The 19,855-nt window shown below is 57.9% G+C and carries 19 protein-coding genes; 16 read left to right on the top strand and 3 right to left on the bottom strand.

Going from position 1 to position 19,855, the window contains the following annotated elements; all coding sequences use genetic code 11:
- The first annotated feature begins 2 nt into the window (after positions 1–2).
- From ftsE to livJ, 5 genes are all read left to right on the top strand, one after another.
- A complete protein-coding gene (ftsE, locus tag UR289_RS17495) occupies positions 3–668 on the top strand; it encodes a cell division ATP-binding protein FtsE (RefSeq protein ID WP_025758973.1) in 666 nt (221 codons plus the stop codon).
- Positions 661–1,716, top strand: a complete 1,056-nt coding sequence (gene ftsX / locus UR289_RS17490) for a permease-like cell division protein FtsX (protein ID WP_032662628.1) — start codon at positions 661–663, stop codon at positions 1,714–1,716. Before ftsE ends, ftsX begins: the two co-directional genes overlap by 8 nt.
- 251 nt (positions 1,717–1,967) lie before the next feature.
- The gene (rpoH, locus tag UR289_RS17485) at positions 1,968–2,825 is read left to right on the top strand and encodes an RNA polymerase sigma factor RpoH (protein ID WP_023310018.1); all 858 of its coding nucleotides are present in this window, start codon (positions 1,968–1,970) and stop codon (positions 2,823–2,825) included.
- A gap of 136 nt (positions 2,826–2,961) precedes the next feature.
- Positions 2,962–4,227 carry a 4-aminobutyrate--2-oxoglutarate transaminase gene (locus UR289_RS17480; protein ID WP_029741816.1) on the top strand — a complete coding sequence of 422 codons (1,266 nt, stop codon included), beginning with the start codon at positions 2,962–2,964 and terminating at the stop codon, positions 4,225–4,227.
- Between the two features lie 197 nt (positions 4,228–4,424).
- Positions 4,425–5,525, top strand: coding sequence for a branched chain amino acid ABC transporter substrate-binding protein LivJ (gene livJ / locus UR289_RS17475; protein ID WP_074147346.1), 1,101 nt, complete (start codon positions 4,425–4,427; stop codon positions 5,523–5,525).
- 177 nt (positions 5,526–5,702) lie between these two features.
- On the opposite strand, the gene panM is transcribed toward livJ, so the two are convergent.
- Complete coding sequence (gene panM, locus UR289_RS17470; protein WP_210867590.1) at positions 5,703–6,086, bottom strand: aspartate 1-decarboxylase autocleavage activator PanM; 384 nt, start codon at positions 6,084–6,086, stop codon at positions 5,703–5,705.
- Positions 6,087–6,510: 424 nt separating this feature from the next.
- Here panM and livK point away from each other — a divergent pair, with 424 nt between their 5' ends.
- The 10 genes from livK to ugpQ all read left to right on the top strand — a co-directional run bounded on the left by livK (position 6,511) and on the right by ugpQ (position 16,780).
- A complete protein-coding gene (gene livK, locus UR289_RS17465; RefSeq protein ID WP_039264148.1) occupies positions 6,511–7,620 on the top strand; it encodes a high-affinity branched-chain amino acid ABC transporter substrate-binding protein LivK in 1,110 nt (369 codons plus the stop codon).
- 46 nt (positions 7,621–7,666) lie between these two features.
- A complete protein-coding gene (livH, locus tag UR289_RS17460; protein WP_008500099.1) occupies positions 7,667–8,593 on the top strand; it encodes a high-affinity branched-chain amino acid ABC transporter permease LivH in 927 nt (308 codons plus the stop codon).
- On the top strand, positions 8,590–9,867 hold the full coding sequence (livM, locus tag UR289_RS17455) for a branched chain amino acid ABC transporter permease LivM (RefSeq protein WP_023310023.1): 1,278 nt from the start codon (positions 8,590–8,592) through the stop codon (positions 9,865–9,867). The genes livH and livM overlap by 4 nt, the downstream gene beginning before the upstream one ends.
- On the top strand, positions 9,864–10,631 hold the full coding sequence (gene livG, locus UR289_RS17450; protein WP_320711076.1) for a high-affinity branched-chain amino acid ABC transporter ATP-binding protein LivG: 768 nt from the start codon (positions 9,864–9,866) through the stop codon (positions 10,629–10,631). Before livM ends, livG begins: the two co-directional genes overlap by 4 nt.
- A 1-nt stretch (position 10,632) precedes the next feature.
- Positions 10,633–11,346 (top strand): high-affinity branched-chain amino acid ABC transporter ATP-binding protein LivF, encoded by a 714-nt coding sequence (gene livF / locus UR289_RS17445; RefSeq protein WP_008500102.1) that lies wholly within the window; start codon positions 10,633–10,635, stop codon positions 11,344–11,346.
- Positions 11,347–11,791: 445 nt separating this feature from the next.
- A complete protein-coding gene (gene ugpB, locus UR289_RS17440) occupies positions 11,792–13,108 on the top strand; it encodes a sn-glycerol-3-phosphate ABC transporter substrate-binding protein UgpB (RefSeq protein ID WP_023310025.1) in 1,317 nt (438 codons plus the stop codon).
- A gap of 127 nt (positions 13,109–13,235) precedes the next feature.
- On the top strand, positions 13,236–14,123 hold the full coding sequence (gene ugpA, locus UR289_RS17435) for a sn-glycerol-3-phosphate ABC transporter permease UgpA (RefSeq protein ID WP_033144396.1): 888 nt from the start codon (positions 13,236–13,238) through the stop codon (positions 14,121–14,123).
- Positions 14,120–14,965, top strand: coding sequence for a sn-glycerol-3-phosphate ABC transporter permease UgpE (ugpE, locus tag UR289_RS17430; RefSeq protein WP_028015153.1), 846 nt, complete (start codon positions 14,120–14,122; stop codon positions 14,963–14,965). Before ugpA ends, ugpE begins: the two co-directional genes overlap by 4 nt.
- Before the next feature lies 1 nt (position 14,966).
- Entirely contained in the window at positions 14,967–16,037 is a 1,071-nt protein-coding gene (locus tag UR289_RS17425; RefSeq protein WP_045888355.1) for a sn-glycerol-3-phosphate import ATP-binding protein UgpC, read from the top strand.
- Entirely contained in the window at positions 16,034–16,780 is a 747-nt protein-coding gene (gene ugpQ / locus UR289_RS17420; protein WP_045888354.1) for a glycerophosphodiester phosphodiesterase, read from the top strand. Before UR289_RS17425 ends, ugpQ begins: the two co-directional genes overlap by 4 nt.
- Here the strand turns inward: ugpQ and UR289_RS17415 are convergent.
- A complete protein-coding gene (locus tag UR289_RS17415) occupies positions 16,764–17,141 on the bottom strand; it encodes a DUF2756 family protein (protein ID WP_045888353.1) in 378 nt (125 codons plus the stop codon). The two genes, ugpQ and UR289_RS17415, sit on opposite strands and share 17 nt — an antisense overlap.
- A gap of 123 nt (positions 17,142–17,264) precedes the next feature.
- Here UR289_RS17415 and ggt point away from each other — a divergent pair, with 123 nt between their 5' ends.
- Positions 17,265–19,010, top strand: a complete 1,746-nt coding sequence (gene ggt, locus UR289_RS17410; RefSeq protein ID WP_072210884.1) for a gamma-glutamyltransferase — start codon at positions 17,265–17,267, stop codon at positions 19,008–19,010.
- 106 nt (positions 19,011–19,116) lie between these two features.
- Here ggt and yhhY read toward each other — a convergent pair whose 3' ends face one another.
- A complete protein-coding gene (yhhY, locus tag UR289_RS17405) occupies positions 19,117–19,605 on the bottom strand; it encodes an N-acetyltransferase (RefSeq protein ID WP_033144400.1) in 489 nt (162 codons plus the stop codon).
- Between the last annotated feature and the right edge of the window lie 250 nt (positions 19,606–19,855).

Genomic DNA, 19,855 nt, shown 5'->3' with positions numbered 1-19,855 from the left:
CAATGATTCGCTTTGAACACGTCAGCAAGGCCTATCTCGGTGGGAGACAAGCGCTGCAGGGGGTAACATTCCACCTGCAGCCGGGCGAGATGGCATTCCTGACCGGCCATTCCGGCGCGGGGAAAAGTACCCTGCTCAAGCTTATCTGTGGGATCGAGCGGCCAAGCGCCGGGAAAATCTTTTTCGGCGGCCATGAGATCAGCCGCCTGAAAAACCGCGAAGTGCCGTTCCTGCGTCGTCAGATCGGCATGATTTTCCAGGATCACCACCTGCTGATGGATCGCACCGTTTTCGATAACGTGGCCATTCCGCTGATTATTGCCGGCGCCAGCTATGACGATATCCGCCGTCGCGTCTCTGCGGCGCTGGATAAGGTCGGGCTGCTGGACAAAGCGAAGAACTTCCCGATCCAGCTCTCCGGCGGTGAACAGCAGCGCGTGGGCATCGCCCGCGCGGTGGTGAACAAGCCTGCCGTACTGCTGGCGGATGAACCAACCGGTAACCTGGACGATGCCCTGTCCGAAGGGATTTTGCGTCTGTTTGAGGAATTCAACCGCGTAGGAGTCACCGTATTGATGGCCACGCACGACATCGGGCTCATTTCCCGTCGTTCGTACCGCATGCTGACCCTGAGCGACGGGCATTTGCACGGAGGCCACGGTGAATAAGCGTGATGCAATAAACCAGATTCGGCAGTTCGGAAACCGGTTTGACCGTTTCCGTAAGCCGCAGGGCGGTGGTGACGGCAATCGTAATGCGCCGAAGCGCCAGAAGGCCGCGCCAAAACCGGCCTCCCGTAAAACCAACGTGTTTAACGAGCAGGTGCGCTACGCCTTCCACGGCGCACTGCAGGACCTGAAAAGCAAGCCGCTGGCGACGTTCCTGACGGTGATGGTGATCGCCATCTCCCTGACGCTGCCAAGCGTCTGCTATATGGTCTATAAAAACGTCAACCAGGCGGCCTCACAGTATTATCCGTCTCCGCAGATCACGGTCTATATGGATAAAGCGCTCGACGATAACGCCGCGGCACAGGTGGTCGGGCAAATCCAGGCCGAGCAGGGCGTGGAGAAGGTCAACTATCTCTCCCGTGAAGACGCGCTGGGCGAGTTCCGTAACTGGTCTGGTTTTGGCGGCGCGCTGGATATGCTCGAAGAGAACCCGCTGCCCGCCGTGGCGGTGGTGATCCCGAAGCTGGATTTCCAGGGGACCGATTCGCTTAACACCCTGCGCGATCGCATCACGCGCATTAAGGGCATTGATGAAGTGCGCATGGACGACAGCTGGTTTGCGCGCCTTGCTGCCCTGACCGGGCTGGTAGGACGCGTCGCGGCGATGATTGGCGTGCTGATGGTGGCGGCGGTCTTCCTCGTCATCGGCAACAGCGTGCGCCTGAGCATCTTTGCCCGTCGCGATACTATTAACGTGCAGAAACTGATTGGTGCGACGGATGGTTTCATCCTCCGACCGTTCCTTTACGGTGGCGCATTGCTCGGTTTTTCCGGTGCATTTCTTTCACTGATATTGTCAGAAATTTTGGTGATGCGGCTCTCTTCTGCCGTGACTGAAGTGGCGCAGGTTTTCGGAACGAAGTTTGATATCAGTGGCTTAGGCTTCGATGAGTGTCTGTTGCTGCTGCTGGTTTGTTCGATGATTGGGTGGGTGGCAGCCTGGCTGGCAACCGTTCAACATTTACGTCACTTTACTCCCGACTAATAAAAGCGTGATATAATCTTTCCCTGCACCGAGATGCTCGCTCTGCAGGGAAAGCGTCCCTGTTGTCGCTTCCCCTGTTATCATCTCCATGTCACAATTTGTGCGTAATTTATTCACCGTTGCACCTGGAACTTGTGGATAAAATCACTGTCTGATAAAAGAGTGAATGCTAATCTCGTTGCTCAAACGCTTTGGCATGGTTGTTGCCTGACGGGGACGACCAGGACCAGAAGAAACATTGAGAGGAATGAATGACCAAAGAAATGCAAACTTTAGCTTTAGCCCCTGTTGGTAACCTGGAATCTTATATCCGGGCTGCGAACACCTGGCCGATGTTAACGGCCGAGGAAGAAAAGGAGCTTGCTGAAAAGCTGCATTACCAGGGCGATCTGGAAGCAGCGAAAAAGCTGATCCTGTCTCACCTGCGCTTTGTTGTTCACATTGCTCGTAACTATGCGGGCTATGGCCTGCCGCAGGCGGACTTGATTCAGGAAGGTAATATCGGCCTGATGAAGGCTGTGCGTCGCTTTAACCCGGAAGTGGGTGTGCGACTCGTCTCCTTCGCTGTGCACTGGATCAAAGCAGAAATTCATGAATACGTGCTGCGCAACTGGCGTATCGTGAAAGTCGCCACGACAAAAGCGCAACGCAAACTGTTCTTCAACCTGCGTAAAGCCAAGCAGCGTCTGGGCTGGTTCAACCAGGATGAAGTGGAAATGGTGGCGCGCGAGCTGGGCGTAACCAGCAAAGACGTGCGTGAGATGGAATCCCGTATGGCCGCGCAGGACATGACCTTTGATATGTCCTCCGACGACGACGCATCTGACAGCCAGCCAATGGCGCCGGTTCTGTATCTGCAGGATAAAACCTCTAACTTTGCTGACGGCATCGAAGAGGATAACTGGGAAGATCAGGCCGCGAACAAGCTGACCCATGCGATGGAAGGCCTCGATGAGCGTAGCCAGGATATTATCCGCGCCCGCTGGCTGGACGAAGACAACAAGTCCACGCTGCAGGAGCTGGCTGACCGCTACGGCGTTTCTGCGGAACGTGTCCGTCAGCTTGAAAAGAACGCCATGAAAAAACTTCGCGCCGCTATCGAAGCGTAATTTTCGCGAAGTACACCGAGAACCCCTGGATGAAAGTCTGGGGGTTTTGTTTTTTTAGCGCCCGCTCTGGCGAATTCCCTCCCCCTGGCAAACACTTACTGATGCGCTAAGCAGGCGACTTTCTCAGGGGGACAGGGTGAAAAATAACGAACTGAACGACCGGCGTTTACAGGCGACGCCGCGCGGCATCGGCGTGATGTGTAACTTCTATGCTGATAAAGCTGAAAACGCCACGGTGTGGGACGTGGAAGGTAACGAGTACATCGACTTCGCCGCCGGGATCGCGGTGCTGAATACCGGCCATCGCCATCCAAAAGTCATTTCCGCTATTGAAAAACAGCTCCACGCGTTTACCCATACGGCGTACCAGATTGTGCCGTACGAAGGCTATGTGGCGCTTGCCGAGCGCATCAACCAGCGCGTGCCCGTTGACGGTCCGGCCAAAACCGCGTTCTTCTCCACGGGGGCAGAGGCGGTCGAAAACGCGGTCAAAATTGCCCGGGCGTACACTAAACGTCCCGGCCTAATCACCTTCGGCGGCGCGTTCCACGGCCGCACCTTTATGACCATGGCGCTGACCGGCAAAGTTGCGCCGTACAAGCTCGGCTTTGGCCCGTTCCCCGGTTCGGTGTATCACGCGCAGTATCCGAATGAACTGCACGGCGTCAGCACGGCGGAAGCGTTGAAAAGCCTGGAACGCATCTTTAAAGCGGATATCGCACCCGACCAGGTCGCGGCCATTATTCTCGAACCGGTTCAGGGAGAGGGCGGTTTCAACATTGCGCCAGCTGATTTTATGCAGGCGCTGCGCGCCCTGTGCGACACCCACGGTATTTTGCTGATTGCCGACGAGGTGCAAAGCGGCTTTGCCCGTACCGGCAAGCTGTTCTCGATGGAACACCATTGCGTGAAGCCCGATCTGATCACCATGGCGAAAAGCCTGGCGGGCGGGATGCCGCTCTCAGCGGTTTCTGGCCGTGCGGAGGTCATGGACGCCCCTGCACCGGGCGGGCTGGGCGGTACCTACGCCGGGAACCCGCTGGCGATTGCGGCGGCGCATGCCGTGCTCGACGTGATTGATGAAGAGGATCTCTGCACGCGCTCGGCGCATCTTGGCCATCACCTGGTGGAAGTGCTGAACAAAGCGAAGGAACACTGCCCGTATATCGCTGACATTCGCGCGCAGGGATCGATGGTGGCGGTGGAGTTTAACGACCCGCAAACGGGCCAGCCTTCGCCGGAATTTACTCGACAGGTGCAGGAGCGCGCGTTGCAGGAAGGGCTTCTTCTTCTGAGCTGCGGCGTCTACGGCAACGTCATTCGTTTCCTGTATCCGCTGACTATCCCTGAAGCGCAGTTCCGTAAAGCGCTGGACATTATCTCCGCGTCGCTGACACGTTAAAGCCATATGCCCGGCGAAAATCCCTGCCGGGCTTATCATATATTCATTTCAAATTAGCTATTCCAAAATCATAAAAATCGGGTATGTTTTAGCAGAGTATGCTGAAAAAGCGCGGACAGCACACCTATAACTGATATAAAGCGCTGCACAACAACATCACAACAATCGTAATAACCATAATAATGGGGAATCTCAGGATGAACATGAAGGGTAAAGCGTTACTGGCAGGATGTATCGCGTTGGCATTCAGCACCATGGCACAGGCAGACATCAAGGTGGCTGTGGTTGGCGCAATGTCCGGTCCGGTAGCACAGTACGGCGACCAGGAATTTACCGGCGCTGAACAGGCGGTTGCAGACATTAATGCTAAGGGCGGTATCAAGGGCGAAAAACTGCAGATCGTAAAATATGATGATGCCTGTGACCCGAAACAAGCGGTCGCGGTCGCGAACAAAGTGGTGAACGACGGGATCAAATACGTTATCGGTCACCTGTGCTCTTCCTCGACTCAGCCTGCGTCTGACATCTACGAAGACGAAGGTATTCTGATGATCACCCCGGCAGCGACCGCACCGGAGCTGACCGCGCGTGGCTACAAGTTGACCCTGCGCACCACCGGTCTGGACTCTGACCAGGGCCCAACCGCGGCGAAATACATCGTTGAAAAAGTGAAGCCGAAGCGCATTGCCATCGTTCATGACAAGCAGCAGTACGGTGAAGGTCTGGCGCGTTCAGTGCAGGATAACCTCAAGAAAGCGAATGCCGACGTGGTGTTCTTCGACGGGATCACCGCCGGTGAGAAAGACTTCTCCACCCTGGTGGCGCGCCTGAAGAAAGAGAATATTGATTTCGTTTACTACGGTGGCTACCACCCGGAAATGGGCCAGATCCTGCGCCAGGCGCGCGCTGCGGGCCTGAAAACCCAGTTTATGGGCCCGGAAGGCGTGGCGAACGTTTCCCTGTCTAACATTGCGGGTGAATCAGCCGAAGGCCTGCTGGTAACCAAACCGAAGAACTACGATCAGGTCCCTGCGAACAAACCTATCGTAGATGCCATCAAGGCGAAGAAACAGGATCCAAGCGGCGCGTTCGTCTGGACCACCTACGCGGCGCTGCAGTCTCTGCAGGCGGGCCTGAACCAGTCAGCCGATCCGGCTGAGATTGCCACCTGGCTGAAAGCGAACACGGTCCAGACCGTCATGGGACCACTCTCCTGGGACGCGAAGGGCGACCTGAAGGGCTTCGAGTTCGGCGTGTTTGACTGGCATGCGAACGGCACGGCGACCGACGCCAAATAATTTTCCCGTCGCCTTTCGCGCCGCAGGTGCGTTGGCTGCGTTATTCAACCCCGGTCACTTACTTATGTAAGCTCCCGGGGATTTCATAACTTGCCGCCTTCCTGCAACACGAAATGCTTGGGAAAATGCGGCAGATAATGTAGGCCGGGTAAGGCGCAGCCGCCACCCGGCTTTCTTTTAGCGCTTCTCCCACCCGCTTTCCTGCGCCGTAAACCCTAACGCCTGCATAAACGCCGCCATCACGCCGCGGTCTTCCACGCCCACATCAGCCATCCACCATGAGGTCACGCTCGGGTTTTCGCGGATCACTTCTTCAATTAAATACTGTCCCACACCGCGACGACGGGTGACGTCACGCACGCGCAGCGAGTCCAGCGCCCCTTCCGTACCGCTCAGGGTTACGCGAACCGCTGCCAGCAGGCGTTCGTTAAAACGCGCGGCATAAATGCGGTGGGTCTCATCAACGTGCAGCGACGAAGGGGAATATTCCGGCCAGATCTTGCCCAGGTCGATATGATCCTGGTCGCTAAAGGTCACCAGACGCACGATAGTCAGTTTCATTAGCCACTTGTCCAAATCAGATTGAGTAGGGGCAGTGTACTCAATTTATTCACTCAGCGGCTTCCTCTTTTTATTCTCATTAACCAGGTGATTAGTTTTTTGGCAACGCGATGGGCAGTTTGAAAACACATGGATCGAAAAATAAGCAGAATTTTAACCTGAACGGTAGTGATTTATTCGGCGCTTTGTACCGTTATTTTATGCTGCAAACTGCACTTTTATTTGTTTATCTCTGCCTGATTTCAGAATATTATCTTTGCTTAATCGCCTGAAAAATAGAGATTTTAGTCTGGTTTTTGACAAAAAACTGCGCTAAACCATTAAAGGCACTGGTAAAAATAGCGTTGTTCATTAAAAGTACAGAATGCTTTTTAACCATAATAAAACAAAATATAAACACGACATCACGAATGGGGATTCAGAGATGAAAAGGAACGCGAAGACGTTAATCGCGGGGATGGTCGCACTGTCGATCTCGCATGCCGCTATGGCAGACGACATTAAAGTTGCGGTAGTGGGCGCGATGTCCGGCCCTGTTGCCCAGTGGGGTGACATGGAATTCAACGGCGCGCGCCAGGCCATCAAAGACATCAACGCTAAGGGCGGCATCAAAGGCGACAAGCTGGTGGGCGTGGAATATGACGACGCCTGCGATCCTAAACAGGCCGTCGCGGTCGCCAACAAAATCGTCAACGACGGTATTCAGTATGTGATCGGCCACCTGTGCTCATCCTCCACGCAGCCTGCGTCTGATATCTACGAAGACGAAGGCATTCTGATGATCACCCCAGGCGCAACGAACCCGGAACTGACCCAGCGCGGCTATCAGCACATCATGCGTACCGCCGGTCTGGACTCCTCGCAGGGCCCCACCGCCGCCAAATACATCCTCGAGACCGTTAAGCCACAGCGCATTGCCATTATTCATGACAAACAGCAGTACGGCGAAGGCCTGGCGCGCTCCGTGCAGGACGGCCTGAAAAAAGGCGGCGCGAACATCGTCTTCTTCGACGGCATTACCGCCGGTGAGAAAGACTTCTCCGCGCTGATTGCCCGTCTGCAAAAAGAGAATATCGATTTCGTTTACTACGGCGGCTATTACCCGGAGATGGGGCAGATGCTGCGTCAGGCGCGCGCCACCGGTCTGAAAACCCAGTTTATGGGGCCAGAGGGCGTGGGCAATGCCTCCCTGTCAAACATCGCGGGGGATTCTGCCGAAGGCATGCTGGTGACGATGCCAAAACGCTATGACCAGGATCCGGCCAACAAGGCTATCGTGGATGCGCTCAAGGCGCAGAAGAAAGATCCGAGTGGTCCGTACGTCTGGATCACCTACGCGGCCGTACAGTCTCTGGCCACCGCGCTGGATCGCTCCGGCAGCAAAGAACCGCTGGATCTGGTGAAAGATTTAAAAGCACACGGGGCGAACACCGTGATTGGGCCGCTGAACTGGGATGAGAAAGGCGATCTGAAGGGATTTGAGTTTGGTGTCTTTAAGTGGCACGCCGACGGTTCATCCTCGGCCGCCAAATAATTATCCCACCGCCCGGCATGACGGGCGGGTATAAAAAGGTTTGCATATGTCCGAGCAGTTTCTCTATTTCCTGCAGCAGATGTTTAACGGCGTTACGCTGGGAAGCACCTACGCGCTGATCGCCATCGGCTATACGATGGTTTACGGCATTATCGGCATGATCAACTTCGCCCATGGCGAGGTGTACATGATCGGTAGCTACGTCTCCTTTATGATTATCGCCGCCCTGATGATGATGGGCATCGACAGCAGCTGGCTGCTGGTCGCCGCCGGGTTTGTCGGCGCGATCGTGATTGCCAGCGCCTACGGCTGGAGCATTGAGCGCGTGGCCTACCGGCCGGTGCGCAGCTCCAAGCGCCTGATTGCGCTTATTTCCGCGATCGGGATGTCGATCTTCCTGCAAAACTACGTCAGCCTGACCGAAGGCTCGCGCGACGTGGCGCTGCCAAGCCTGTTCAATGGCCAGTGGATTGTGGGGGCCAGCGAAAACTTCGCGGCCTCTATCACCACCATGCAGCTGGTTATCTGGGTCGTGACCTTTATTGCGATGCTCGCCCTGACGCTGTTCATCCGCTACTCGCGTATGGGACGCGCCTGCCGCGCCTGCGCGGAAGACCTGAAGATGGCGAGCCTGCTCGGCATCAACACCGACCGCGTGATTGCCCTGACCTTCGTGATTGGCGCCGCGATGGCGGCGGTGGCGGGCGTCCTGCTCGGCCAGTTCTACGGCGTGATCAACCCGTACATCGGCTTTATGGCCGGGATGAAAGCCTTCACCGCGGCGGTTCTGGGCGGTATCGGCAGTATTCCGGGCGCGATGATCGGCGGCCTGATCCTGGGCGTGGCCGAAGCGCTCTCCTCGGCGTACCTGAGCACGGAGTATAAAGACGTGGTGTCGTTTGCCCTGCTGATTCTGGTTCTGCTGGTGATGCCTACCGGTATTCTGGGCCGTCCGGAGGTAGAGAAAGTATGAAACCGATGCATTTTGCAATGGCGCTGCTCTCTGCCGCCATGTTCTTCGTGCTGGCCAGCGTCTTTATGGGCGTCCAGCTTGAGCTGAATGGCACCAAACTGGTTGTCGATACCGCAGCTGACATCCGCTGGCAGTGGGTGTTTATCGGCACGGCCGTAGTGTTCCTGTTCCAGCTGCTGCGTCCGCTGTTCCAGAAAACGCTGAAAAACGTCTCCGGTCCGAAATTCGTCCTGCCGGCAATCGACGGTTCTACGGTTAAGCAGAAGCTGTTCCTCGTGGCGCTGCTGGTGGCCGCCGTGGCGTGGCCGTTCGTGGTGTCGCGTGGCACCGTGGATATCGCCACCCTGACCATGATCTACGTGATTCTCGGCCTCGGTCTGAACGTGGTCGTGGGGCTCTCGGGCCTGCTGGTGCTGGGCTACGGCGGCTTCTACGCCATCGGCGCCTATACCTTCGCGCTGCTGAACCACTATTACGGTCTCGGCTTCTGGACCTGCCTGCCGCTGGCGGGGTTGGTCTCTGCCGCTGCTGGCTTCCTGCTTGGCTTCCCGGTGCTGCGCCTGCGCGGTGACTACCTGGCGATTGTGACCTTAGGCTTCGGTGAAATCGTCCGTATCCTGCTGCTCAATAACACCGAAGTGACCGGCGGCCCGAACGGCATCAGCCAGATCCCGAAACCGACCTTCTTCGGGCTGGAGTTCAGCCGTACCGCCCGCGAAGGCGGCTGGGATACCTTCAGCAACTTCTTCGGCGTGAAGTATGACCCGTCCGACCGCGTGATCTGGCTCTATCTGGTGGCGCTGCTGCTGGTGGTGATTACCCTGTTCGTGATCAACCGCCTGCTGCGCATGCCGCTGGGTCGCGCGTGGGAAGCGCTGCGTGAAGATGAGATCGCCTGCCGCTCCCTGGGCCTGAACCCGACCCGCATCAAGCTGACCGCGTTCACCATCAGCGCCGCGTTTGCCGGTTTCGCCGGAACGCTGTTTGCCGCGCGTCAGGGCTTCGTTAGCCCGGAATCGTTCACCTTCGCCGAATCCGCCTTTGTGCTGGCGATTGTGGTGCTCGGCGGGATGGGCTCGCAGTTCGCCGTTATCCTCGCGGCCATCCTGCTGGTGGTCTCCCGCGAGCTGATGCGCGACTTTAACGAATACAGCATGCTGATGCTGGGTGGTTTGATGGTGCTGATGATGATCTGGCGTCCGCAGGGTCTGCTGCCGATGACCCGTCCACAGCTGAAGCTGAAGAACGGGCAAGCGAAAGGAGAGCAGGCATGAGTCAGCCATTATTATCCGTTAACGGCCTGATGATGCGTTTTGGCGGCCTGCTGGCGGTCAACAACGTGAATCTGGATCTGCACAAGAAAGAGATTGTCTCCCTGATTGGTCCGAACGGCGCAGGGAAAACCACGGTCTTTAACTGCCTGACCGGTTTCTACAAGCCGACGGGCGGTACCATCATGCTGCGCGACCAGCACCTGGAAGGGCTGCCGGGCCAGCAGATCGCCCGTATGGGCGTGGTGCGTACCTTCCAGCACGTGCGTCTGTTCCGCGAGATGACGGTGATTGAGAACCTGCTGGTGGCCCAGCATCAGCAGCTGAAAACCGGGCTGTTCTCCGGCCTGCTGAAAACCCCGGCCTTCCGCCGCGCGCAGGATGAAGCGCTTGACCGCGCCGCCACCTGGCTCGACCGAATTGGCCTGCTGCAGCACGCCAACCGTCAGGCGAGCAATCTGGCCTACGGTGACCAGCGTCGTCTGGAGATTGTGCGCTGCATGGTGACGCAGCCGGAAATCCTGATGCTCGACGAACCGGCGGCAGGGCTCAACCCGAAAGAGACCAAAGAGCTGGACGAGCTGATTGCCGAGCTGCGCGACAGTCACGACACCACCATCCTGCTGATTGAGCACGACATGAAGCTGGTGATGGGCATTTCGGACCGTATCTACGTGGTAAACCAGGGCATGCCGCTGGCAAACGGCACGCCGGAAGAGATCCGCAACAACCCGGACGTGATCCGCGCATACCTGGGTGAGGCATAAGATGGAAAAAGCGATGTTAACGTTCGACAAGGTCAACGCGCACTACGGCAAGATCCAGGCGCTGCACGACGTCAGCCTGCATATCAATCAGGGTGAAATCGTGACCCTGATTGGCGCCAACGGCGCGGGCAAAACCACGCTGCTCGGCACCCTGTGCGGCGACCCGCGCGCCACCAGCGGGCGGATTGTGTTCGATGGTAAAGACATTACCGACTGGCAGACCGCCAGAATCATGCGCGAGGCGGTGGCTATTGTTCCGGAAGGGCGCCGCGTCTTCTCCCGCATGACGGTGGAAGAGAACCTGGCGATGGGCGGGTTCTTCGCTCACCGCGATGAATACCAGACCCGCATCAAGTGGGTATATGAACTCTTCCCGCGCCTGTGGGAGCGCCGCATCCAGCGTGCGGGCACCATGTCCGGCGGTGAGCAGCAGATGCTGGCGATTGGCCGCGCGCTGATGAGCCAGCCGCGCCTGCTGCTGCTGGACGAACCGTCGCTCGGTCTGGCGCCGATCATCATCCAGCAGATTTTCGACACCATCGAGCAGCTGCGCAAAGAGGGGATGACCATCTTCCTCGTCGAGCAGAACGCCAACCAGGCGCTGAAGCTCGCCGATCGTGGCTACGTGCTGGAGAACGGCCGCGTGGTGCTGGAGGATACCGGCGACGCGCTGCTGGCGAACGAAGCGGTGCGGAGCGCGTATCTGGGCGGATAGGTAAAAGCAAAAAGGCAACGCAAGTTGCCTTTTTTAATGTTTTCTCCCTCTCCCCGTGGGAGAGGGCCGGGGTGAGGGCACCAGACCGCACGAGGTAAAAGCAAAAAGGCAACGCAAGTTGCCTTTTTTAATGTTTTCTCCCTCTCCCCGTGGGAGAGGGTCGGGGTGAGGGCACCAGACCGCACGAGGTAAAAGCAAAAAGGCAACGCAAGATGCCTTTTTTAATGTTTTCTCCCTCTCCCCGTGGGAGAGGGTCGGGGTGAGGGCACCAGACCGCACCTAAACCACACCCCCAGCCCCTTTCACACAACCATCATCCCCCTGACGCCTGGCTGTCACTTATCTGTAAACAAACAGTTATTTTTCTGTAATTCGAGCATGTCATGTTACCTCGCGAGCATAAAACGCGTGATATCGCGCATCCGGCACAATAAGAGAGATGACAATGACATCGTTACGACACACAGCTTTGGGTCTGGCACTGGGTCTGGCTTTTGCGACGAACGCAATGGCTGTCACCACCATTCCGTTCTGGCATTCCATGGAAGGGGAGTTGGGTAAAGAAGTTGACTCCCTGGCGCAGCGTTTCAACGACACCCATCCGGATTACAAAATTGTGCCGGTGTACAAAGGCAACTACGAGCAGAGCCTGAGCGCGGGCATCGCCGCCTTCCGTACGGGTAACGCACCGGCCCTGTTACAGGTTTATGAAGTGGGTACCGCCACCATGATGGCCTCTAAAGCCATCAAACCGGTGTATGAAGTGTTCAAAGAAGCGGGCATCAACTTCGACGAGTCGCAGTTCGTGCCGACCGTAGCGGGTTACTACACCGATTCCAAAACCGGCCACCTGCTGTCTCAGCCGTTTAACAGCTCCACGCCGGTGCTGTACTACAACAAAGACGCCTTCAAAAAAGCCGGTTTAGACCCGGAGCAGCCGCCCAAAACCTGGCAGGACCTGGCGGAGTACACCGCGAAGCTGAAAGCGGCGGGGATGAAGTGCGGCTACGCCAGCGGCTGGCAGGGCTGGATCCAGATTGAAAACTTCAGCGCCTGGCACGGTCTGCCGGTGGCGACCAAAAACAACGGCTTCGACGGCACCGACGCGGTCCTGGAGTTCAACAAGCCTGAGCAGGTGAAGCATATCGCGCTGCTTGCCGATCTGAACAAGAAGGGCGACTTCAGCTACTTCGGACGTAAAGACGAATCCACCGAGAAGTTCTACAACGGCGACTGCGCCATTACCACCGCCTCTTCCGGCTCGCTGGCGGATATCCGTCACTACGCCAAATTCAACTACGGCGTGGGCATGATGCCGTACGACGCTGACGTGAAGGGCGCGCCGCAGAACGCCATCATCGGCGGGGCGAGCCTGTGGGTGATGCAGGGTAAAGACAAGGGCACCTACAAAGGCGTAGCCGAATTCCTCGACTTCCTGGCCAAGCCTGAAAACGCCGCCGAATGGCATCAGAAGACCGGCTACCTGCCGATCACCAAAGCCGCGTACGACCTGACCCGCGAGCAGGGCTTCTACAGCAAGAACCCGGGCGCGGACATTGCGACGCGTCAGATGCTGAACAAGCCGCCGTTGCCGTTCACCAAAGGCCTGCGTCTGGGCAACATGCCGCAGATCCGCACCATCGTGGATGAAGAGCTGGAAAGCGTGTGGACCGGGAAGAAAACGCCACAGCAGGCGCTGGACTCTGCGGTAGAGCGCGGGAATCAGCTGCTGCGCCGCTTTGAGCAGTCGACCAAATCGTAATTCAAACCTGCCCCTCACCCTAACCCTCTCCCCATAGGGGAGAGGGGACTGCGCGGAGCCGTCTTTTCTCCCTCGCCCCTTTGGGGAGAGGGCCGGGGTGAGGGGTGAATACCTACAGAGCAAACCTATGTCATCATCCCGTCCGGTGTTTCGTTCCCGCTGGCTGCCCTATCTTCTGGTCGCACCGCAGCTGGTCATCACCGTTATCTTCTTTATCTGGCCTGCGGGCGAAGCGCTGTGGTACTCGGTACAAAGCGTCGACCCGTTCGGGCTTTCCAGCCAGTTTGTTGGCCTGGACAACTTTACCGCACTGTTCCACGACAGCTACTACCTGGACTCCTTCTGGACGACGATGAAGTTCAGCGCGCTGGTGACCGTCAGCGGTCTGGTTGCCTCGCTGTTTTTCGCCGCGCTGGTGGACTACGTGGTGCGCGGCAGCCGTATTTATCAAACCCTGATGCTGCTGCCTTACGCCGTGGCTCCCGCCGTCGCCGCCGTACTGTGGATCTTCCTGTTTAACCCCGGTCGCGGGTTGATTACCCACTTCCTGGCCGAGTTCGGCTACGACTGGAACCACGCCCAGAACAGCGGTCAGGCCATGTTCCTGGTGGTGTTCGCCTCGGTGTGGAAGCAGATCAGCTACAACTTCCTGTTCTTCTTTGCCGCGCTGCAGTCCATTCCGCGCTCGCTGGTGGAAGCCGCGGCGATTGACGGGGCAGGGCCTATTCGTCGCTTCTTCAGGCTGTCGCTGCCGCTGATCGCCCCGGTGAGTTTCTTCCTGCTGGTGGTTAACCTCGTGTACGCCTTCTTCGACACCTTCCCGGTGATCGACGCGGCGACCGCAGGCGGCCCGGTGCAGGCGACCACCACGCTGATTTACAAAATCTACCGCGAAGGCTTTGCGGGGCTGGATCTCTCCGCCTCCGCCGCGCAGTCGGTCGTGCTGATGTTCCTCGTCATCATCCTCACGGTGGTGCAGTTCCGCTATGTCGAAAGTAAGGTGCGCTACCAATGATTGAGAACCGTCGCGGGCTGACGATTTTCAGCCATACCATGCTGATTTTAGGGATTATCGTCATCCTCTTCCCGCTATACGTGGCGTTTGTCGCCGCCACGCTGGACACCAAAGCGGTGTTCGACACGCCGATGACGCTGATCCCCGGCGGGCATCTGTTCGAGAACATGAAGACCATCTGGACTCAGGGCGTGGGCGCCAACAGCGCGCCGTTCTGGCTGATGATGCTCAACAGCTTCATCATGGCGTTTGGCATTACGGTCGGCAAAATTACGGTGTCGATGCTTTCGGCCTTCGCCATCGTCTGGTTCCGCTTTCCGCTGCGTAACCTCTTCTTCTGGATGATTTTTATCACCCTGATGCTGCCGGTAGAGGTGCGTATCTTCCCGACGGTAGAAGTGATTGCCAACCTGAAGATGCTCGACAGCTACGCGGGCTTAACCCTGCCGCTGATGGCCTCGGCGACCGCCACCTTCCTGTTCCGCCAGTTCTTTATGACCCTGCCGGACGAGCTGATTGAAGCGGCGCGTATCGACGGCGCGTCGCCGATGCGCTTCTTCCGCGACATCGTGCTGCCGCTGTCGAAAACCAACCTCGCAGCGCTGTTTGTGATCACCTTTATCTACGGCTGGAACCAGTACCTGTGGCCGCTGCTGATTATTCAGGACGTTAACCTCGGTACCGCCGTGGCGGGCATCAAAGGCATGATCGCCACCGGCGAAGGCACCACCCTCTGGAACCAGGTGATGGCGGCGATGTTGCTCACCCTTATCCCACCCGTAGTCATTGTTTTAGCCATGCAGCGCGCGTTTGTCCGCGGCCTGGTCGATAGCGAGAAATAAGATGGCAGGTTTAAAACTTCAGGCAGTAACCAAAAGCTGGGATGGCAAAACCCAGGTTATTCAGCCGCTGACGCTCGACGTGGCGGACGGAGAATTCATCGTGATGGTCGGCCCGTCCGGCTGCGGCAAATCCACCCTGCTGCGCATGGTGGCGGGGCTGGAGCGCGTGACTTCCGGGGATATCTGGATTGACCGCCAGCGCGTCACCGAGATGGAGCCGAAAGACAGAGGCATCGCGATGGTGTTCCAGAACTACGCTCTCTATCCGCACATGAGCGTGGAAGAGAACATGGCCTGGGGGCTGAAAATCCGCGGCATGGGCAAAGGCCATATCGACGAGCGGGTGAAAGAGGCGGCGCGCATTCTCGAGCTGGACGGCCTGCTGAAGCGCCGACCGCGCGAGCTCTCCGGCGGCCAGCGCCAGCGCGTGGCGATGGGGCGCGCCATCGTGCGCGATCCGGCGGTATTCCTGTTCGACGAGCCGCTGTCTAACCTCGACGCCAAGCTGCGCGTGCAGATGCGTCTTGAGCTGCAGCAGCTGCACCGTCGCCTGAACACCACCTCCCTGTACGTGACCCACGATCAGGTCGAAGCCATGACCCTCGCCCAGCGCGTGATGGTGATGAACAAAGGCATCGCCGAACAGATTGGCACGCCGGTGGAAGTGTACGAGAAACCGGCCACCCGCTTTGTGGCGAGCTTTATCGGCAGCCCGGCAATGAACCTGCTTGAAGGGCGTATCAGCAGCGCGGGCACGCATTTTGAGCTGGAAAGCGGGATGGCGTTGCCGATCAACTGGTACTATCGTGGCTACGCCGGGCGTAAGATGACGCTCGGTATCCGCCCCGAGCATATCGTTTTAACCTCTCAGGCGGACGGCGGCGTGCCGCTGGTGATGGACACGCTGGAGATGTTGGGTGCAGATAACCTGGCGCACGGGCGCTGGGGCGAACAAAAAATGGTGGTGCGCCTGGCACATCAGGAGCGCCCGAAAGCAGGCAGCACGCTGTGGCTGCACCTGCCGGAAAACCATCTGCACCTGTTTGACGGTGAAACAGGACAACGAGTATGAGCAACTGGCCTTATCCCCACGTCGTCGCCCACCGTGGCGGCGGTAAGCTGGCGCCGGAGAACACCCTGGCGGCGATTGACGTTGGCGCGCGCTACGGTCACACGATGATCGAGTTCGACGCCAAGCTGTCGAAAGACGGCGAAATTTTCCTGCTGCATGACGATAACCTCGAACGCACCAGCAACGGCTGGGGCGTGGCGGGCGAGCTGCCGTGGCGCGATCTGCTGAAAGTGGACGCCGGAAGCTGGTACAGCGGCGAATTCAAAGGCGAACCGCTGCCGCTGCTGGCGGAAGTGGCCGATCGCTGTCGCCAGCACGGCATGATGGCCAATATCGAAATCAAACCGACCACCGGCACCGGGCCGCTGACGGGCAAAGTCATTGCCCTGGCCGCGCGCGAACTGTGGGAAGGGATGACCGCGCCGCTGCTGTCATCATTTGAAATCGATGCGCTGGAGGCCGCACAGGCGGCCGTACCGGAACTGCCGCGCGGGCTGCTGCTTGACGAGTGGCGCGAGGACTGGCGCGAGCTGACGACACGCTTAGCGTGCGTTTCTATCCATCTCAACCACAGGCTGCTGGATGAGGCGCGGGTGAAGATGCTGAAGGACGCAGGCCTGCATATTCTGGTCTACACGGTTAACAAACCCCAGCGCGCAGCCGAACTGCTGCGCTGGGGCGTGGACAGCATCTGTACCGATGCAATCGACCTGATCGGCCCGGACTTTAGTTCTGCGGATTAAGCATACTGCCATTCGACTGCGGCGGAAGCATGTGCTGCTGTCCGCTGCCTGACGACGTCATTCCTCCTAACATCCCGCCGTTTTTATTCGGCAGCGGCTGCTCGCGTACCTGCCCCTGCTGCACGCGCTGGGTGTTGGCGTTCATCTGATTTTGCAGGCTTTGCTGCTGCATCTGGGTCTGCGTTTTAAGCTGCTGATTAAGCATTCCTTTCTGCTGCTGTTGCTGGCTCATCATCTCCGTCTGCATACGCTGCTGGCTCGGGATAACGTAACCCTGCTGGTTCGGGTTGTTCAGGGTGTTGAGTGGCTGTGCGAGCGCGGCAAACGGGATCAGCGCCGTAAGGATCCATAAGCGTTTCATTGTCATTTCCTCCTTTTGAGGTCTCTCTTAAGTTTACCCCGATTTCACCATGACGATGATTTTTTAGGAGTTGTGAACCAGGCTTAAGCGGGGAATATGGATCCCTTCACCTGGAGAACAATAATGATGAAACCAACGTTTTTGCGCTGGGTCGCCATCGCCGCGCTGATGGCAGGCGGTACATTTAGCGTGGCGGCCAACCCGCCAGCGGCGCCTCCGGTCTCTTACGGCGTGGAGGAAGATGTTTTTCATCCCGTGCGGGCAACCCATGGCATGGTGGCGTCGGTGGATGCGCTGGCAACCAAAGTGGGCGTCGATATTCTCAGGCAGGGCGGTAACGCGGTGGATGCAGCGGTCGCCGTCGGCTATGCGCTGGCGGTGACGCATCCGCAGGCGGGGAACCTGGGCGGCGGCGGCTTTATGATGCTGCGTACCAAAGACGGCAAAACCACCGCCATCGATTTCCGCGAAATGGCGCCTTCTCAGGCGTCCCGCGATATGTTCCTCGACGATCAGGGTAACCCTGACAGCAAAAAATCCCTGACTTCGCACCTCGCCACCGGCACGCCGGGCACCGTTGCGGGCTTCTCGCTGGCGCTGGAAAAATACGGCACGATGCCGCTGAACAAGGTGGTGCAGCCTGCCATCAAGCTGGCGCGCGACGGCTTTGTGGTAAACGATGCGCTGGCGGACGACCTCAAGACCTACGGTAGCGAAGTGATTCCGAATCACGAAAACAGCAAGGCCATCTTCTGGAAAGGCGGTGAGCCGCTGAAGAAGGGCGATAGGCTGGTGCAGAAGAACCTCGCCAAAAGCCTGGAGCTGATTGCGGAGCACGGCCCGGACGCCTTCTACAAAGGGGCAATTGCCGACCAGATTGCGGAAGAGATGCAAAAGAACGGCGGGCTCATCACCAAAGCGGATCTGGCGGAATACAAGGCGGTGGAGCGCGAGCCGATTAGCGGTACCTATCGCGGATACGAGGTCTTCTCCATGCCGCCGCCGTCCTCCGGTGGGATCCACATCGTGCAGATCCTCAATATTCTCGAAAACTTCGATATGCACAAGTTCGGCTTCGGCAGCGCGGACGCCATGCAGGTGATGGCGGAAGCGGAAAAACGCGCCTACGCCGACCGGTCGGAATATCTCGGCGATCCGGACTTCGTGAAGGTGCCGTGGCAGGCGCTGACCAACAAGGCGTATGCCAAATCCATTGCCGATCAGATTGATATCAACAAGGCCAAACCGTCGAGCGAGATCCGCCCCGGCAAGCTGGCGCCGTACGAAAGCAACCAGACCACCCACTTCTCGGTGGTGGATAAAGACGGTAACGCGGTGGCGGTGACGTACACGCTCAACACCACCTTCGGCACCGGGATTGTGGCGGGCAACAGCGGTATTCTGCTGAACAACGAGATGGATGACTTCTCTGCCAAACCGGGCGTGCCGAACGTCTACGGGCTGGTGGGCGGCGATGCGAATGCGGTAGGGCCTAAGAAACGTCCGCTGTCGTCCATGTCGCCCACCATTGTCGTAAAAGACGGAAAAACCTGGCTGGTGACCGGCAGCCCTGGCGGCAGCCGTATTATCACCACTGTGCTGCAGATGGTGGTGAACAGCATCGACTTTGGGATGAACGTCGCCGAAGCGACCAACGCTCCGCGTTTCCATCACCAGTGGCTGCCGGACGAGCTGCGCGTGGAGAAGGGCTTTAGCCCGGACACCATCAAGCTGCTTGAACAGCGCGGGCAGAAGGTGGCGGTGAAGGAGGCGATGGGCAGCACCCAGAGCATTATGGTCGGGCCGGACGGGGCGCTGTTTGGCGCGTCGGATCCGCGGTCGGTGGATGATTTGTCGGCGGGGTATTAACGATTCCCCTCACCCTAACCCTCTCCCCGCAGGGGAGAGGGGATTGCACGGTGCGGTCTTTTCTCCCTCGCCCCTGTGGGGAGAGGGCCGGGGTGAGGGGAGTGTGTCACTTCATTCGCGCCATATAATACGCGTCCACATATTCACCGTTGCGCAGGGCATAGCGTTTGCCGGTGCCTTCAATTTCGAACCCGTGTTTTTTGTACACCGCAATCGCCGGTTCGTTATCGACAAATACCGTCAGCTCAATGCGGTCAACGCGCAGCCAGTTATCGCACATATCAATCATGGTGCGCATCAGAGCGCTGGCAACGCCCCGGTTTTGCCACTGCGCGCCGACACAAATCCCAAAATCAGCCACATGGCTGCGGCGCGGGCGTTGCGCGACGACGATGCACAGATGGCCGGCGACATGACCTTCTATGCAGGCGACGAGCTGCTTGATGCCGGGCTGGTCGGATAGCCGTTCTTGCCACATTTGCTCAGAGGGATGAGGAACCTGTAGTGTGTTGTGGTACACCTCCGGCTGGGCGTGGATCTGACGAATGGCGTCATAATCTTTCGGTTCCGCATGGCGTATCACTATCTCACTCATTCCTTGTTCCTCAGTCAGTTAAACGTCCCTTTCAACATCAATGACTTTAAAATTTGAGTCAACCGCTATTTTTTGCAAAAAGTATTGGACAAGTGCGAATGAGAATGATTATTATTGCTCTGCATTCAGGAAGACCGCTACGGGAACCTGAAAGCACGACATTGCTCACATTGCTTCCAGTATTACTTTAGCCAGCTTTTAGCTGGCTTTTTTTTTGTTATGGTTAGACTCAGTAACCTTCCAAAAGGAC

The organism is Enterobacter sp. 302C9, from assembly GCF_034106085.1.
Lineage (GTDB): Bacteria > Pseudomonadota > Gammaproteobacteria > Enterobacterales > Enterobacteriaceae > Enterobacter > Enterobacter asburiae_B.
The sequence above is the reverse complement of the archived record's forward strand: the minus strand, read 5'-3'. Positions and strand labels throughout refer to the sequence as shown.

Coding starts and splice junctions, on each gene's coding strand:
- ftsE (WP_025758973.1), top strand. CDS start 3: ATGATTCGCTTTGAACACGTCAGCAAGGCCTATCTCGGTGGGAGACAA.
- rpoH (WP_023310018.1), top strand. CDS start 1,968: ATGACCAAAGAAATGCAAACTTTAGCTTTAGCCCCTGTTGGTAACCTG.
- livJ (WP_074147346.1), top strand. CDS start 4,425: ATGAACATGAAGGGTAAAGCGTTACTGGCAGGATGTATCGCGTTGGCA.
- panM (WP_210867590.1), bottom strand. CDS start 6,086: ATGAAACTGACTATCGTGCGTCTGGTGACCTTTAGCGACCAGGATCAT.
- livK (WP_039264148.1), top strand. CDS start 6,511: ATGAAAAGGAACGCGAAGACGTTAATCGCGGGGATGGTCGCACTGTCG.
- livH (WP_008500099.1), top strand. CDS start 7,667: ATGTCCGAGCAGTTTCTCTATTTCCTGCAGCAGATGTTTAACGGCGTT.
- livM (WP_023310023.1), top strand. CDS start 8,590: ATGAAACCGATGCATTTTGCAATGGCGCTGCTCTCTGCCGCCATGTTC.
- livG (WP_320711076.1), top strand. CDS start 9,864: ATGAGTCAGCCATTATTATCCGTTAACGGCCTGATGATGCGTTTTGGC.
- livF (WP_008500102.1), top strand. CDS start 10,633: ATGGAAAAAGCGATGTTAACGTTCGACAAGGTCAACGCGCACTACGGC.
- ugpB (WP_023310025.1), top strand. CDS start 11,792: ATGACATCGTTACGACACACAGCTTTGGGTCTGGCACTGGGTCTGGCT.
- ugpA (WP_033144396.1), top strand. CDS start 13,236: ATGTCATCATCCCGTCCGGTGTTTCGTTCCCGCTGGCTGCCCTATCTT.
- ugpE (WP_028015153.1), top strand. CDS start 14,120: ATGATTGAGAACCGTCGCGGGCTGACGATTTTCAGCCATACCATGCTG.
- UR289_RS17425 (WP_045888355.1), top strand. CDS start 14,967: ATGGCAGGTTTAAAACTTCAGGCAGTAACCAAAAGCTGGGATGGCAAA.
- ugpQ (WP_045888354.1), top strand. CDS start 16,034: ATGAGCAACTGGCCTTATCCCCACGTCGTCGCCCACCGTGGCGGCGGT.
- UR289_RS17415 (WP_045888353.1), bottom strand. CDS start 17,141: ATGAAACGCTTATGGATCCTTACGGCGCTGATCCCGTTTGCCGCGCTC.
- ggt (WP_072210884.1), top strand. CDS start 17,265: ATGATGAAACCAACGTTTTTGCGCTGGGTCGCCATCGCCGCGCTGATG.
- yhhY (WP_033144400.1), bottom strand. CDS start 19,605: ATGAGTGAGATAGTGATACGCCATGCGGAACCGAAAGATTATGACGCC.